At 69.5% G+C, this 14,073-nt stretch carries 12 protein-coding genes; 7 read left to right on the top strand and 5 right to left on the bottom strand.

What is annotated here, in order from left to right; all coding sequences use genetic code 11:
* Positions 1-10: 10 nt before the first annotated feature.
* The 5 genes from OQ968_RS03305 to rpmF all read right to left on the bottom strand — a co-directional run bounded on the left by OQ968_RS03305 (position 11) and on the right by rpmF (position 4,632).
* Positions 11-568 (bottom strand): MogA/MoaB family molybdenum cofactor biosynthesis protein, encoded by a 558-nt coding sequence (locus OQ968_RS03305; RefSeq protein ID WP_324674589.1) that lies wholly within the window; start codon positions 566-568, stop codon positions 11-13.
* Positions 568-2,016 (bottom strand): S1C family serine protease, encoded by a 1,449-nt coding sequence (locus OQ968_RS03300; RefSeq protein WP_324674587.1) that lies wholly within the window; start codon positions 2,014-2,016, stop codon positions 568-570. Before OQ968_RS03300 ends, OQ968_RS03305 begins: the two co-directional genes overlap by 1 nt.
* Before the next feature lie 102 nt (positions 2,017-2,118).
* Positions 2,119-3,663 carry a HAMP domain-containing sensor histidine kinase gene (locus OQ968_RS03295; RefSeq protein WP_324674585.1) on the bottom strand — a complete coding sequence of 515 codons (1,545 nt, stop codon included), beginning with the start codon at positions 3,661-3,663 and terminating at the stop codon, positions 2,119-2,121.
* Complete coding sequence (gene mprA / locus OQ968_RS03290; RefSeq protein WP_324674583.1) at positions 3,663-4,349, bottom strand: two-component system response regulator MprA; 687 nt, start codon at positions 4,347-4,349, stop codon at positions 3,663-3,665. Before mprA ends, OQ968_RS03295 begins: the two co-directional genes overlap by 1 nt.
* A gap of 109 nt (positions 4,350-4,458) precedes the next feature.
* A complete protein-coding gene (rpmF, locus tag OQ968_RS03285; protein WP_324674581.1) occupies positions 4,459-4,632 on the bottom strand; it encodes a 50S ribosomal protein L32 in 174 nt (57 codons plus the stop codon).
* A gap of 319 nt (positions 4,633-4,951) precedes the next feature.
* Between rpmF and OQ968_RS03280 the strand changes: the two genes are divergently transcribed.
* The 7 genes from OQ968_RS03280 (at position 4,952) to OQ968_RS03250 (ending at position 14,043) form a co-directional block, all read left to right on the top strand.
* Positions 4,952-6,661 carry an acyclic terpene utilization AtuA family protein gene (locus OQ968_RS03280; RefSeq protein WP_324674579.1) on the top strand — a complete coding sequence of 570 codons (1,710 nt, stop codon included), beginning with the start codon at positions 4,952-4,954 and terminating at the stop codon, positions 6,659-6,661.
* The gene (locus OQ968_RS03275) at positions 6,658-7,806 is read left to right on the top strand and encodes an acyl-CoA dehydrogenase family protein (protein WP_324674577.1); all 1,149 of its coding nucleotides are present in this window, start codon (positions 6,658-6,660) and stop codon (positions 7,804-7,806) included. The genes OQ968_RS03280 and OQ968_RS03275 overlap by 4 nt, the downstream gene beginning before the upstream one ends.
* Complete coding sequence (locus OQ968_RS03270; protein ID WP_324674575.1) at positions 7,803-9,398, top strand: acyl-CoA carboxylase subunit beta; 1,596 nt, start codon at positions 7,803-7,805, stop codon at positions 9,396-9,398. The genes OQ968_RS03275 and OQ968_RS03270 overlap by 4 nt, the downstream gene beginning before the upstream one ends.
* A 5-nt stretch (positions 9,399-9,403) precedes the next feature.
* A complete protein-coding gene (locus tag OQ968_RS03265; protein ID WP_324674573.1) occupies positions 9,404-11,386 on the top strand; it encodes an acetyl/propionyl/methylcrotonyl-CoA carboxylase subunit alpha in 1,983 nt (660 codons plus the stop codon).
* The gene (locus tag OQ968_RS03260; protein ID WP_324674571.1) at positions 11,383-12,549 is read left to right on the top strand and encodes an acyl-CoA dehydrogenase family protein; all 1,167 of its coding nucleotides are present in this window, start codon (positions 11,383-11,385) and stop codon (positions 12,547-12,549) included. The genes OQ968_RS03265 and OQ968_RS03260 overlap by 4 nt, the downstream gene beginning before the upstream one ends.
* Entirely contained in the window at positions 12,549-13,331 is a 783-nt protein-coding gene (locus OQ968_RS03255) for an enoyl-CoA hydratase family protein (protein WP_324674569.1), read from the top strand. Before OQ968_RS03260 ends, OQ968_RS03255 begins: the two co-directional genes overlap by 1 nt.
* A gap of 112 nt (positions 13,332-13,443) precedes the next feature.
* Positions 13,444-14,043 carry a DUF1707 domain-containing protein gene (locus OQ968_RS03250; protein WP_324674567.1) on the top strand — a complete coding sequence of 200 codons (600 nt, stop codon included), beginning with the start codon at positions 13,444-13,446 and terminating at the stop codon, positions 14,041-14,043.
* The last annotated feature ends 30 nt before the right edge of the window (positions 14,044-14,073 follow it).

Here is a 14,073-nt window from a genome sequence, read left to right as displayed (position 1 = left end):
GGAAAGAAAGTCAGATCTCCAGGCTCGACAGCTGGCCGATGATCTGCGCCGCGAGCGGATTCAGCGTCGCCATCCCGTCGCGCACGGCGTAGCGGGAACCCGCGAGGTTGACCACCAGCGTGCTGCCGGACACGCCGGCCAGCCCTCGTGACAATCCGGCGTCGATGATTCCCGCGGAGAGCCCCGAGGCGCGGATGGCCTCGGCGATGCCCAGGATTTCGCGATCCAGGATGTCGCGGGTGGCCTCCGGCGTGACGTCGCGCGGCGTGACGCCGGTCCCGCCGACCGAGACCACCAGATCCACCCCGCCGATCACCGCCGTGTTCAGCGCGTTGCGGATCTCGACCTCGTCGGCCGCGACCGCGACCACACCGTCGACGACGAATCCCGCCTCGGTCAGCAGCTCGGTGACCAACGGCCCGCTGTGGTCCTCGTCCCCGTGGGCGGTGCGGTCGTCGACCACCACGACCAGAGCCCGGCCGACTACCAACTCCGCACCAGTTTCCATGGGTGCCACCGTATATCCGAGCTCCGACAGCGGCTCGTTCAAGGGCTCCTCGACTCTCATCACTGATCCGCCTTGCCCAGCGTCACCTGCACGGTGCGGCTGGCGCCGCCGGGATCCTGGAAGGTCAGCGTCACCTTGTCGCCCGGCGCCTTGGACCGCACGGCGGCAACCAGCGCGTCGGCGTTGTTGATCGGGCGGTCGTCGACCTTGGTGACGACGACACCCTTGGGCAATCCGGCGGTCGCGGCGGCACCGCCCTGAACGACGTCGACGACCTTGGCGCCCGGGGTGGCCTTGTCACTGGTCACTTGCACGCCGAGCGAGGCGTGGGTGGCCTTGCCGGTGCTGATCAACTCGTCGGCGATGCGCTTTGCCTGATCGACCGGAATCGCGAAGCCCAGGCCGATCGATCCGCTCTGGGCGTCGGGCGAATCGGCGCCCAGGGTGGCGATCGCCGAGTTGACGCCCACCAGCTGGCCGCTCATGTTGACCAGCGCGCCGCCGGAGTTACCGGGGTTGATCGCGGCATCGGTCTGGATCGCGTCCAGCACCGTGTTCTGGTTGCCCGACTCGCCGGTGGTCGACACCGGCCGGTTCATCGCGCTGATGATTCCGGTGGTCACCGTGCCCGACAGGCCCAGCGGCGACCCGATGGCCACCACGGGCTGGCCGACGCGCAGGTCCGACGAGGAGCCCATGGATATCGGTGTGAGGTTGGGGACTCCCTGCACCCGGATCACCGCGATGTCACTGGTGGGGTCGGCGCCGAGCACCGTGAACGGCGCGGTGCGGCCGTCGGAGAACGTCACCGTCGTCTTCGGCGGCGGACCACCGGGTGCGCCCGGCACGCCGGGGGAGTTGGGCGGCTTGGCCGCGGCCGCGACGACGTGGTTGTTCGTCAGGATCAGCCCGTCGGCCGACAGGACGATGCCGGAGCCCTCCTCGGAGGCCCGGCCCATATCGGTCTCGAGCATCACGACGCTGGGCACCACCTTGGCGGCGACCTGTTCGACGCTGCCGGGCGGCATGTTGGCGGCCGGCACGCTGGGGGCCGCCCCCGGGATCAGCCCGGTCCCGCCGCTGGCGGTGGAGTGCGTACCCAGCTCGACGACCGTGGCCGCGGCCCCGCCGATGCCGGCCGACACCACCGCGATCGAGACCGCACCGACCGCCAATATGCCCGCGCGGGAACGCCTTTGGGGCTGAGGGGGAGGCATCGGCGGCAGCATCCCGGGTATCGGGCCGGTGCCGGTGCCCCCCGGGATCGGACCCGTACCGGTCCCGCCGGGTATCCGGCCCGGCCCGGTGCCGTTGAACGGCTCGTAGGGCTGACGGAACTGCGTGGTCTGCGAGGGTTGCGACTGCTGCGGCGTCCGATAACGCCAGTCGTACTGCTGGTTGTACGGCGGCTGGGGCCCCTGGGCATAAGCGGGGGGCGCCGGCTGATTAGGCGCGGTACGGTATCCCGGCTGCTGCGGCGGTGGCGAATACCTCGGGTCATTCGTCATGTCGCTAAGTCGCTCTTCCTCTATATCGGCTATATCGGCTCATGTCGGCTCTCATCGGCGCGTGCCGGCTCGACTTGGCTCGATTTCCAACACTAACTGCAATTACCTTGCCTGCGCCGACTGAGAGTCCACTGAGATAACGTTCGCCGAATCCCGAGAGTTCGCCCCATTGCCGGCCGCCGGTGCCGCGGGGTCGGTCCTTTGGTCCTTGGCGTCGGAAGTGGGCGTCGGGCCCGTCGAAACCGGCATCGGCCGGCCAGGCAGCAGCACGTAGATCGATGTTCCCGGCGGCTGCCCTCCCGAAACCGTGTCTTCGACACGAAGTAACCCGCCGTGATTGAGGACCACCTTCTTGACGATGGCCAGGCCCAGTCCCGAGCCGGGCATCGCCCGCGCCGTCGTCGACCGGTAGAACCGCTCGAAAACCAGCCGGCGTTCGTGCGGCGGAATTCCCGGCCCATGGTCGGAGACCACCACCTCGGCGTGCGACGCGTCGAGTTGCCTCATCCTGACCCCGACGTGGCCGCCCGGCGGGCTCCACTTGGCCGCGTTGTCCATGAGGTTCAGCGCCGCTCGCGACAACCCGGCGGCGTCGCCGTAGACCTGCCACCCGATCACATCGACATCGAAGTGAATATCGTTGCGCCGCCGCCGGACTCGCTCGAGGCTGCGATCGATGACCTCGGACATGTCAACGGGCTCGTACACCACCTGACCGGCGTCGTCCCGGGTCAGATCCACCAAATCGCCTACCAGCGTGGACAATTCCTCGATCTGCGCCAGCACATCGGCTCGCAGGTCGACCATCTCCTGTTCCGGCAGCCGCGGCGCTCCCGGTTCCATCGAGGCCATCAGCAGCTCCACGTTGGTGCGCAGCGATGTCAACGGGGTGCGCAATTCGTGGCCGGCGTCGGTGACCAGCCGCGCCTGCCGTTCCCGCGACTCGGCCAACGCCCGCAGCATCAGGTTGAAGGCCTCAGTGAGCCTTGCCAATTCGTCACTGCCGAACACCGGGATCGGACGCAGGTCGTCGGTCCGTGCCACCCGCTCGGTCGCCTCGGTCAGGCGAGCCACCGGGCGCAGCCCGGCGCGGGTCACCATTCCCCCGGCGACGGCGGCGACCGCGACGCCGATCCCGCCGACGAGCAGCAGCACCCAGCGCAGCTTGGTCATGACCGCTTCGGTCGGCTTGAGGCTCTTGGAGATCAGCAGCGAGCTGCCGTTGGGCAGGTGGATGGCCAGTATCCGTTGGTCGGAGGCGGTGCGCCGCGACATGAACAGGTCGCCGCGGATGACGGCCTTCTCGGCCGGTCCGACCGGCAGCGTCTGGCCGGGCTGGTTGGCGGTGTAGATCGAGTGGCCCGGGTTCACCAGCATCGCGTTGACATCGGAATAGGCGGTCCCCTCGATGGCCTTCCCGGGATCGGCCGCCAGCGAGCCGCTGGTGATCAGCAGCTGCGCCCGGCTCTCGAGTTGGTTGTCGATGTCGCTGTACAGCGCCCTGGAGATCACCGCGTAGACGGCGCATGCCATCAGGACGACGACCATCGCCACCATCGCCATGGCCAGCAGCATCACCCGCCACCGCAAGGACAACGAGCTGGTCGCTCGCAGCGGCGCCCCCCGGCGGTGGTGTTGGCGGACCATCAGGGCGGCGTCTCCCGCAGGACATAACCCACCCCGCGCACGGTGTGGATCAGCCGCGGCTCACCGTCGGCCTCGGTCTTGCGGCGCAGGTACCCCACATAGACCTCGAGCGCGTTGCCCGAGGTGGGAAAGTCGAATCCCCACACTTCCTCGAGGATGCGGCTGCGGGTGAGCACCCGGCGCGGATTGGCGATCAGCATCTCCAGCAGGGCGAACTCGGTGCGGGTCAGGCTGATCCGGCGTTGCCCGCGGGTGACCTCGCGGGTCACCGGGTCCAGGGCCAGGTCCGAGAACGTCATGGCGACCGAATCGGTGGCATCGTCGGGCTTGGTGCGGCGCAGCAGCGCGCGCATGCGGGCCAGCAGTTCTTCGAGCGCGAACGGCTTGGGCAGGTAATCGTCGGCGCCGGCGTCCAGCCCCGCGACCCGCTCGGAGATCGAGTCGCGGGCGGTGAGCACCAGGATCGGCAGGTCGTCGCCGGTGCTGCGGAGTTGACGACAGACCTCGAGGCCGTCCAGCCGCGGCATCATCACGTCCAGGACCAGCGCGTCGGGCCGGTCGCTGGCGATCTTGTCGAGGGCCTCGACGCCGTCGTGGGCCAACTCGACCGAGTAGCCGTTGAACGAAAGCGACCTGCGCAGCGACTCGCGCACCGCGCGATCGTCGTCGACGACAAGAATCCGCACGGCCACTAGTTTCGTCCCAGCGTCTGAGAGCGGCCTGAGAGGCGCGCCGTTCTACAGCGATGCACTTTCACACCGGCCACACCGGCGACGTGTCTGCCCGTCGGGGCCCCTAGCGCCGGTCGAGGTCGATCAGACCGAGGCGGGCCGCCTTGAGCAGCCGGCGGGGCAGTTTGTGCTGCTGACCAGCAACCGTGACACTGACGAGCTCGGGCTTGGCGGCCTTCCACTGCGCGCGGCGGCTCCGGGTGTTCGCGCGGGACATCCTGCGCTTGGGTGTGGCCATGGTCGGGCCTTACTCCTCGATCGGGGCTTCGGTTCGCCGAACGGCGATTTCCTACCAGAATTGCCTCTCAGGATAGTCGGTGGCCCGGCGGGCGCCAAAACGCCGACGGCCGCGCGCCACCGGCCGCGCGCCAGCCGCGCGCCGAAACTTAAACCGCTGCGGTCCACATCGGGGTGTCTTGTGCGTGGTTTAAGTGTCGCGGTGGGTTTCAGCAGCCCAGGGGGACGGCGCATGCTGGTATTCACGCCGCCGTCGGCGTCCGGCTATGCTGACCTACCGGTTGGTTGGTTCGGCTCACGGTAATCCCAGCGAGGGGAGGATGCGCATGGCTTCTGGCGCCGCCGCTGCCCGGATCGCGAACTGCTCGGGGTTCTACGGCGACCGGCTTTCGGCGATGCGCGAGATGCTGACCGGCGGCGATGTGGACTATCTGACCGGCGACTACCTGGCCGAGCTCACCATGCTCATCCTCGGCCGGGACCGGATGAAAAATCCCGACCGCGGCTACGCCAAGACGTTCCTGACCCAGCTCGAGGACTGCCTTGGCGAGGCCTGCGACCGCGGGGTGCGCATCGTCGCCAACGCCGGCGGCCTCAATCCAGCCGGCCTGGCCGACGCGGTCCGGGCGCTGGCCGAGCGCCTGGGCATTGCGGCGCGGGTCGCCCACGTCGAGGGCGACGACCTGGCGCCCCGCGCGGCCGACCTGGGGCTGGGAACGCCGCTGACCGCGAATGCCTACCTGGGTGCGTGGGGCATCGTCGACTGCCTCAACGAGGGCGCCGACGTCGTGGTCACCGGGCGGGTCACCGATGCCTCGGTGATCGTCGGGGCCGCCGCCGCGCATTTCGGCTGGGGCCGCACCGACTACGACGAACTCGCCGGGGCCGTGGTCGCGGGCCACGTCATCGAGTGCGGAGTCCAGGCCAGCGGCGGCAACTACTCGTTCTTCACCGAAATCCCCGACCTGACCTACGCCGGCTTCCCACTGGCCGAGGTCAACGCCGACGGCTCGTCGGTGATCACCAAGCACCCCGGCACCGGCGGACTGGTCAGCGTCGACACCGTCACCGCGCAGCTGCTCTACGAGATCACCGGCGCGCGCTACGCCAACCCCGACGTCACGGCCCGGATGGACAGCGTCGAGCTTTCCGCCGACGGGCCCGACCGGGTGCGCATCGGCGGCGTGCGCGGCGAACCGCCGCCGCCCACGCTGAAGGTGTCGCTGAACAGCATCGGCGGGTTCCGCAATGCCATGACGTTCGTGCTGACCGGCCTCGACATCGAGGCCAAAGCCGAATTGCTGCGCCGGCAGCTCGAGGCCGCTTTGACGGTGAAGCCCGCCGAGCTGGAATGGACGCTGGCCCGCACCGATCACGCCGACGCCGACACCGAGGAAGCCGCCAGCGCGTTGCTGCACTGCGTGGTCCGCGACCCCGATGCCGCCAACGTCGGTCGCCAGTTCTCTTCGGCCGCAGTGGAATTGGCGCTCGCTAGTTATCCGGGCTTCCACGTCACCGCCCCGCCGGGCGACGGCCAGGTCTACGGCGTCTTCACGCCAGGTTACGTCGACGCCACCCAGGTGCCGCACGTCGCGGTGCACGCCGACGGCAGCCGCACCGACATCCCCTGCGCCACCGAGACTTTGGAGTTGAAGCCCGCCGGTCCCCCGCCGTTGCCCGACCCGCTGCCGGCCGGCCCGACGCGCCGGGTGCCGCTGGGCCGGATCGCCGGGGCCCGCAGCGGCGACAAGGGCGGGTCCGCGAACGTCGGCGTGTGGGTGCGCACCGACGAACAGTGGCGCTGGCTGGCCAACACGCTGACCGTCGAACTGTTCAAGGAGCTACTGCCCGAGGCGGCCGGTTTCGGCGTCACCCGCCATGTGCTGCCCAACCTGCGGGCGGTGAACTTCGTCGTCGACGGCATTCTGGGCCAGGGCGTCGCCTACCAGGCACGATTCGATCCGCAGGCCAAGGGGCTGGGCGAATGGCTGCGCAGCCGCCACGTCGACATCCCGGAAAGGCTGCTGTGAACATCTGGACCACGCCGGAGCGCGAACAGTTGCGAAAGACGGTGCGCTCCTTCGCAGAACGCGAGATCCTGCCCCACGTCGACGAGTGGGAGCGCAGCGGCGACCTGCCGCGCGACCTGCATCGGCGCGCCGGGGCCGCCGGGCTGCTGGGCGCCGGCTTTCCCGAGGCGGTCGGGGGCGGCGGCGGGGACGGCGCCGACTCGGTGATCATCTGCGAGGAGATGCACCAGGCCGGCGCGCCGGGCGGCGTGTTCGCGTCGCTGTTCACCTGTGGCATCGCGGTGCCGCACATGATCGCGTCGGGCGACCAACGGCTGATCGACACGTTTGTAAGGCCGACGCTGGCCGGCGAGAAGATCGGATCGCTGGCCATCACCGAGCCTGGCGGCGGTTCGGACGTGGGACACCTGCGGACCAGCGCGGTGCCCGACGGCGACCACTACGTGGTCAACGGCGCCAAGACCTACATCACCTCCGGGGTGCGCGCCGACTACGTGGTCACCGCGGTGCGCACCGGCGGCCCTGGCGCGGCGGGGGTTTCGCTGCTGGTCGTCGAGAAGGGCACGCCCGGATTCGAGGTGACCCGCAAGCTGGACAAGATGGGCTGGCGATCCTCCGACACCGCCGAGCTGTCCTACACCGACGTGCGAGTGCCGAGGGCCAACCTCGTCGGCGCCGAGAACAGCGGATTCGCCCAGATCGCCCAGGCGTTCGTCGCCGAACGGATCGGCCTTGCCGCGCAGGCGTATTCGAGCGCCCAGCGCTGCCTGGACCTGACCGTGCAGTGGTGCCGCGACCGGGGGACCTTCGGCCGGCCGCTGATATCGCGCCAGTCGGTGCAGAACACGCTGGCCGAGATGGCCCGGCGCATCGACGTGGCGCGGGTCTACTCGCGCAATGTGGTCGAACGGCAACTGGCCGGCGAGACCAACCTGATCGCCGCGGTGTGTTTCGCCAAGAACACCGCCGTCGAGGCCGGGGAATGGGTTGCCAACCAAGCCGTTCAGCTGTTCGGCGGCATGGGTTACATGGCCGAGTCCGAAGTCGAACGCCAATACCGGGACATGAGGATCCTCGGCATCGGCGGCGGGACCACCGAAATCCTCACCGCACTGGCCGCGAAAACCCTGGGATATCAATCGTGACGGTATTGCAGTCCACCCTGGATCCCAAGGCCGACACCTACGCCGAGGCGGCGTGGGCCGCGAACACCAGGCTGGCCGAAATCGAGGCCGAGCTCGCCAAAGCGCTTGCGGGCGGCGGACCCAAGTATGTCGAGCGCCATCACGGCCGCGGCAAGCTCACCGCCCGAGAACGCATCGAGCTGCTCGTCGACCCGGACTCCCCGTTCCTGGAACTCAGCCCGCTGGCCGCCTACGGCAGCGCCTTTCAGATCGGCGCCAGCACGGTCACCGGCATCGGCGCGGTGTCCGGTGTGGAGTGCATGATCGTCGCCAACGACCCGACGGTCAAGGGCGGCACCAGCAACCCGTGGACGCTGAAGAAGATACTGCGGGCCAACCAAATCGCGTTCGAAAACCGGCTTCCCGTCATCTCGCTGGTCGAATCCGGCGGTGCCGACCTACCGACGCAGAAGGAGATCTTCATCCCCGGCGGGCGGATGTTCCGCGACCTGACCAGGCTGTCGGCGGCCGGGATCCCCACCATCGCGCTGGTGTTCGGCAACTCCACCGCGGGCGGCGCCTACGTTCCCGGCATGTCCGACCACGTGGTGATGATCAGGGAACGCTCGAAGGTGTTCCTGGCCGGCCCGCCGCTGGTGAAGATGGCCACCGGCGAGGAATCCGACGACGAGTCGCTGGGCGGCGCCGAAATGCACGCACGCACATCGGGTTTGGCCGACTACTTCGCCGTCGACGAGCTCGACGCGCTGCGGATCGGGTGCCGCATCGTCGCCCGGCTGAACTGGGTCAAGCACGGCCCCGCCCCCGGGCCCGTGACCGAGCCGCTGTTCGATGCCGAGGAGCTGATCGGCATCGTGCCACCGGACCTGCGCATCCCGTTCGACCCGCGCGAGGTGATCGCCCGCATCGTCGACGGCTCGGATTTCGACGAGTTCAAGCCGCTCTATGGGCCGTCGCTGGTCACCGGGTGGGCGCGGTTGCACGGCTATCCGCTGGGCATCCTGGCCAACGCGCGCGGCATTCTCTTCAGCGAGGAGTCGCAGAAGGCCACCCAGTTCATCCAGCTGGCCAACCGCTCCGACACGCCACTGTTGTTCTTGCACAACACCACCGGCTACATGGTGGGCAAGGACTACGAAGAGGGCGGCATGATCAAGCACGGCTCGATGATGATCAACGCCGTGTCCAATTCGACCGTCCCGCACATCTCGCTGCTGATCGGCGCGTCCTACGGCGCCGGCCACTACGGCATGTGCGGGCGCGCCTACGACCCCCGGTTCCTGTTCGCCTGGCCCAGCGCGAAGGCCGCGGTGATGGGCGGCGCCCAGCTGTCCGGGGTGCTGTCGATCGTGAGCCGGGCCGCCGCCCAGGCTCGGGGGCAGCAGGTCGACGAGGAAGCCGACGCCGCGATGCGCGCCGCCGTCGAGGGACAGATCGAGGCCGAGTCGCTGCCGCTGGTGCTGTCCGGGATGCTCTACGACGACGGCGTCATCGACCCGCGCGACACCCGCACAGTACTGGGAATGTGTTTGTCCGCCATCGCCAATGGCCCGATCAAGGGGACGTCGAACTTCGGCGTCTTCCGGATGTGAGCCCCATGGTTACTCGAGTGCTGGTCGCCAACCGCGGTGAGATCGCGCGGCGGGTCTTCGCCACCTGCCGGCGGCTGGGCCTGGGCACCGTCGCCGTCTACACCGACCCGGACGCCGCCGCCCCGCACGTCGCCGAGGCCGACGCGCGGGTGCGGCTGCCCAACACCAACGACTACCTGAACGCCGGGGCCATCATCGCCGCCGCCCGCGCCGCGGGCGCCGACGCGGTGCACCCCGGCTACGGATTCCTCTCGGAGAACGCCGAATTCGCCGCCGCGGTGCAGGAGGCCGGCCTGACCTGGGTCGGCCCGCCGGTAGCTGCGGTGCGCGCGATGGGCTCCAAGATCGAGGCCAAGAAGATGATGGCCGCCGCGGGCGTCCCGGTGCTCGACGAACTCGACCCTGACACCGTCACCGAAGCCCAGCTGCCGGTGTTGGTCAAGGCATCGGCGGGCGGCGGCGGGCGCGGCATGCGGGTCGTTCATGAATTGTCTTCTCTCCCTGGCGAAGTCGCCGCGGCACAGCGGGAGGCGCAATCCGCGTTCGGCGACCCGACCGTGTTCTGCGAGCGCTACCTGCCCACCGGGCACCACGTGGAGGTTCAGGTCCTCGCCGATACTCACGGCACCGTGTGGGCCGTCGGGGAACGCGAGTGCTCGATCCAGCGCCGCCACCAGAAGATCATCGAGGAGGCGCCGTCACCGTTGGTCGAGCGCACCCCGGGCATGCGCGCCAAGCTGTTCGACGCGGCCCGGCTGGCGGCCGGCGCCATCGGCTACGCGGGTGCCGGGACGGTGGAGTTCCTCGCCGACGATGACGGCGAGTTCTACTTCCTGGAGATGAACACCCGGCTGCAGGTCGAGCACCCGGTCACCGAGGAGACCACCGGGCTCGACCTCGTCGAGCTGCAACTCGCCGTCGCCGCCGGGGAGCGGCTCGACGCCGACCCGCCTGCGGGCGAGGGATATTCGATCGAGGCCCGGCTCTACGCCGAGGATCCGGCGCACGGCTGGCAGCCCCAGGCCGGTCTGGTGCACACGGTCGACGTGCCCTCGGTTGCCGCCGAGTTCGGCTCGCTGGGGCGGCGCACCGGGATCCGGTTGGACTCGGGCATCGTCGCCGGCTCGGCGGTGTCGATCCACTACGATCCGATGCTCGCCAAGGTCATCTCCTACGCGCCGACGCGCCGGCAGGCCGCGCTGGTGCTCGCCGATGCGCTGGCCCGTGCCCGCCTGCACGGTGTGCGCACCAACCGCGAGCTGCTGGTGAACGTGCTTCGCCATCCGGCGTTTCTCGACGGCGCCACCGACACCGCGTTTTTCGACACGCACGGCCTGGCCGAACTGTCGGCCCCGCTGGCCGACGACGCGACGGTCCGGTTGTCGGCGATCGCGGCCGCGCTCGCCGACGCCGCGCACAACCGCGCGACGGCGCAGGTGTTCGCCTCGATCCCGAGCGGCTGGCGCAACCTGGCGTCCGGCTTCCAGGTGAAGAGCTACCGCGACGACGCGGACAACGAGCACGGGGTCGAATACCGTTTCACCCGAACCGGATTGGTGCTTGCCGGGGACGAGCCGGTGCGGCTGGTCTCGGCGGCGCACGACGAGGTCGTGCTGGCCGACGGCGCCGGTGTGGCTTGCGGCTTCGCCGTCGCGCGCTACGGCCAGGACGTCTACGTCGACTGCCCGCGCGGGCCCGTCCACCTGGCCGCGTTGCCACGGTTCCCCGAGCCGGGTTCGGCCGTCGAGCAGGGATCCCTGGTCGCACCGATGCCCGGCAACGTCATCCGGCTGGGCGCCGCCGTCGGCGATGCCGTCACCGCCGGTCAGCCGCTGATCTGGCTGGAGGCGATGAAGATGGAGCACACCATCACCGCGCCGACCGACGGTGTGCTCGCGCAGCTCGACGTCACGACCGGTCAGCAAGTCGAAGTAGGCGCCGTCCTCGCACGAGTGGAGGCGCCGTCCCAAGAAGGAGATCCGAAATGACCGATACCAGCTTCATCGAGAGCGAGGAGCGCCAGGCGCTGCGCAAATCCGTGGCCGCATGGGCGTCCAACTACGGCGCCGAGTACTACCTGAAGAAGGCGCGCGCGCACGAGCACACCGACGAGTTATGGGCCGAGGCGGGCAAACTCGGCTTTCTCGGGGTGAACCTGCCCGAGGAGTACGGCGGCGGCGGCGCCGGAATGTACGAGCTGTCACTGGTGATGGAGGAGATGGCCGCCGCGGGCAGCGCGCTGCTGCTGATGGTGGTGTCGCCCGCGATCAACGGCACGATCATCAGCAAGTTCGGCACCGAGGAACAGAAGAAGCGCTGGATTCCCGCCATCGCCGACGGCTCGCTGACGATGGCGTTCGCCATCACCGAGCCGGACGCCGGATCCAACTCGCACAAGATCACCACCACCGCCCGCCGCGACGGCAGCGACTGGGTTCTCAAGGGCCAGAAGGTGTTCATCTCCGGCATCGACCAGGCCCAGGCGGTGCTGGTGGTGGCCCGCACCGAGGAGGCGAAGACCGGCAAGCTGCGCCCCGCGCTGTTCGTGGTGCCCACCGATGCGCCCGGCTTCACCTACACCCCGATCGACATGGAGCTGATCAGCCCCGAACGGCAGTTCCAGGTCTTCCTCGACGACGTCCGGCTGCCGTCGGACGCGCTCGTCGGCGCCGAGGACGCCGCCATCGCACAGCTTTTCGCCGGCCTGAACCCCGAACGCATCATGGGTGCGGCCAGCTCGGTGGGCATGGGACGGTTCGCGCTGGAGAAGGCCGTCGACTACGTCAAGACCCGTCAGGTCTGGTCCACCCCCATCGGCGCGCACCAGGGCCTGTCACATCCGTTGGCGCAGTGCCACATTGAGGTCCAGCTGGCCAAGCTGATGATGCAGAAGGCGGCGACGCTCTACGACAGCGGCGACGACATGGGCGCGGCCGAGGCCGCCAACATGGCCAAATACGCTGCGGCCGAGGCGGCTACCCGCTCGGTCGACCAGGCCGTGCAGTCGATGGGCGGCAACGGGCTGACGCAGGAGTACGGCGTCGCCGCCATGCTGACGTCGGCGCGGCTGGGAAGGATCGCCCCGATCAGCCGCGAGATGGTGCTGAACTTCGTCGCCCAGACGTCGCTGGGCCTGCCCCGCTCGTACTGATGGACACGCTCGTCGACTACACCGGCCCGGCCGATGCCGGCGGCCCGTTCGCCCGGCTGACGCTGAACTCACCGGCCAACCGCAACGCGCTCTCGACCGCGCTGGTCGGCCAGCTGCATCAGCGGCTGCGGGACGCCGCCGCGGATCCGGCGGTGCGGGCGGTGGTGCTCGGGCACACCGGCGGCACGTTCTGCGCCGGTGCCGACCTGAGCGAGGCCGGCGGCGGCGACCCGTTCGACATGGCGGCGGCCCGGGCCCGGGAGTTGACCGCGTTGCTGCGCGCCATCGTCGAGTCCCCGCTGCCGGTGATCGCCGCGATCGACGGGCACGTGCGGGCCGGCGGGTTCGGACTCGTCGGCGCGTGCGACATCGCCGTCGCCGGTCCGCGCAGCACCTTCGCGCTGACCGAGGCCCGCATCGGCGTGGCCCCGGCGATCATCTCGCTGACGCTGCTGCCGAAGATGTCGGCGCGCGCCGCCGCCCGCTACTACCTGACCGGCGAAACGTTCGACGCCGCCGAGGCCGCCGCGATCGGGTTGATCACCATGGCGGCCGACGACGTCGACGCCGCGGTAGCGAAGCTGGTGGCCGACGTGAGCCGGGGGTCTCCGCAGGGGCTTGCGGCGTCCAAAGCGTTGACCACGGCGGGTGTGCTGCAGGGGTTCGATCGCGACGCTGAGCGGCTCAGCGAGGAGTCGGCGCGGCTGTTCGTCTCCGACGAGGCCCGCGAAGGCATGCTCGCATTCCTGCAGAAACGCCCGCCTAGTTGGGCAAACGTCTAACGGCCCGCCGGGGCGCCGCAAAAGGCCCGTCGATCAGGAGCGGCCCGGGAAGAAGGTTGCAGTTTAGCCAACCCGCTTGCAGCAAAACTTCTACGTCGTACGCTCGTGGATGATGAGCAACCCAACGCAACGTGACGAAAACGACACACGCGACGAATCGTCACGTGCGGGCGACACCGATCGGATCCAGATCGCGCAGTTGCTGGCCTACGCCGCCGAACAGGGCCGGCTGCAGCTCAAGGACTACGAAGACCGATTGACCAAGGCGTACGCGGCGACCACGTACGCGGAGCTCGACGAGCTGCGGGCCGACCTGCCGGGCGCGCCGATCGTCCCGCGCCGGGGCGGCAAGCTCAATCCCGCGCCGTCCACCCTGCTGCTGGCGCTGCTGAGCGGATTCGAGCGCCGGGGCCGATGGAACGTCCCGAAGAAGCTGACCACGTTTACCCTGTGGGGCAGCGGGGTGGTGGACTTGCGCTACGCCGACTTCACCTCGACCGAGGTTGACATTCATGCGATCTCGATCATGGGCGTCCAGAACATCCTGCTGCCGCCGGAAGTGAACGTCGAGATCCACGGGCGCGGTGTGATGGGCGGCTTCGACCGCGACGTCGTCGGCCAGGGCACACCGGGCGCGCCGAAGGTCAACATTCGCGGCTTCTCGCTGTGGGGTGGCGTGGGCATCAAGCGCAAGGCCCGCAGGCCCCGCTAGCAGCGGGCAAACCGGCTGGTCAGCCGCGGA

It is taken from the genome of Mycobacterium sp. 663a-19, assembly GCF_035616495.1.
Taxonomy (GTDB): Bacteria; Actinomycetota; Actinomycetes; order Mycobacteriales; family Mycobacteriaceae; genus Mycobacterium.
The sequence above is the reverse complement of the archived record's forward strand: the minus strand, read 5'-3'. Positions and strand labels throughout refer to the sequence as shown.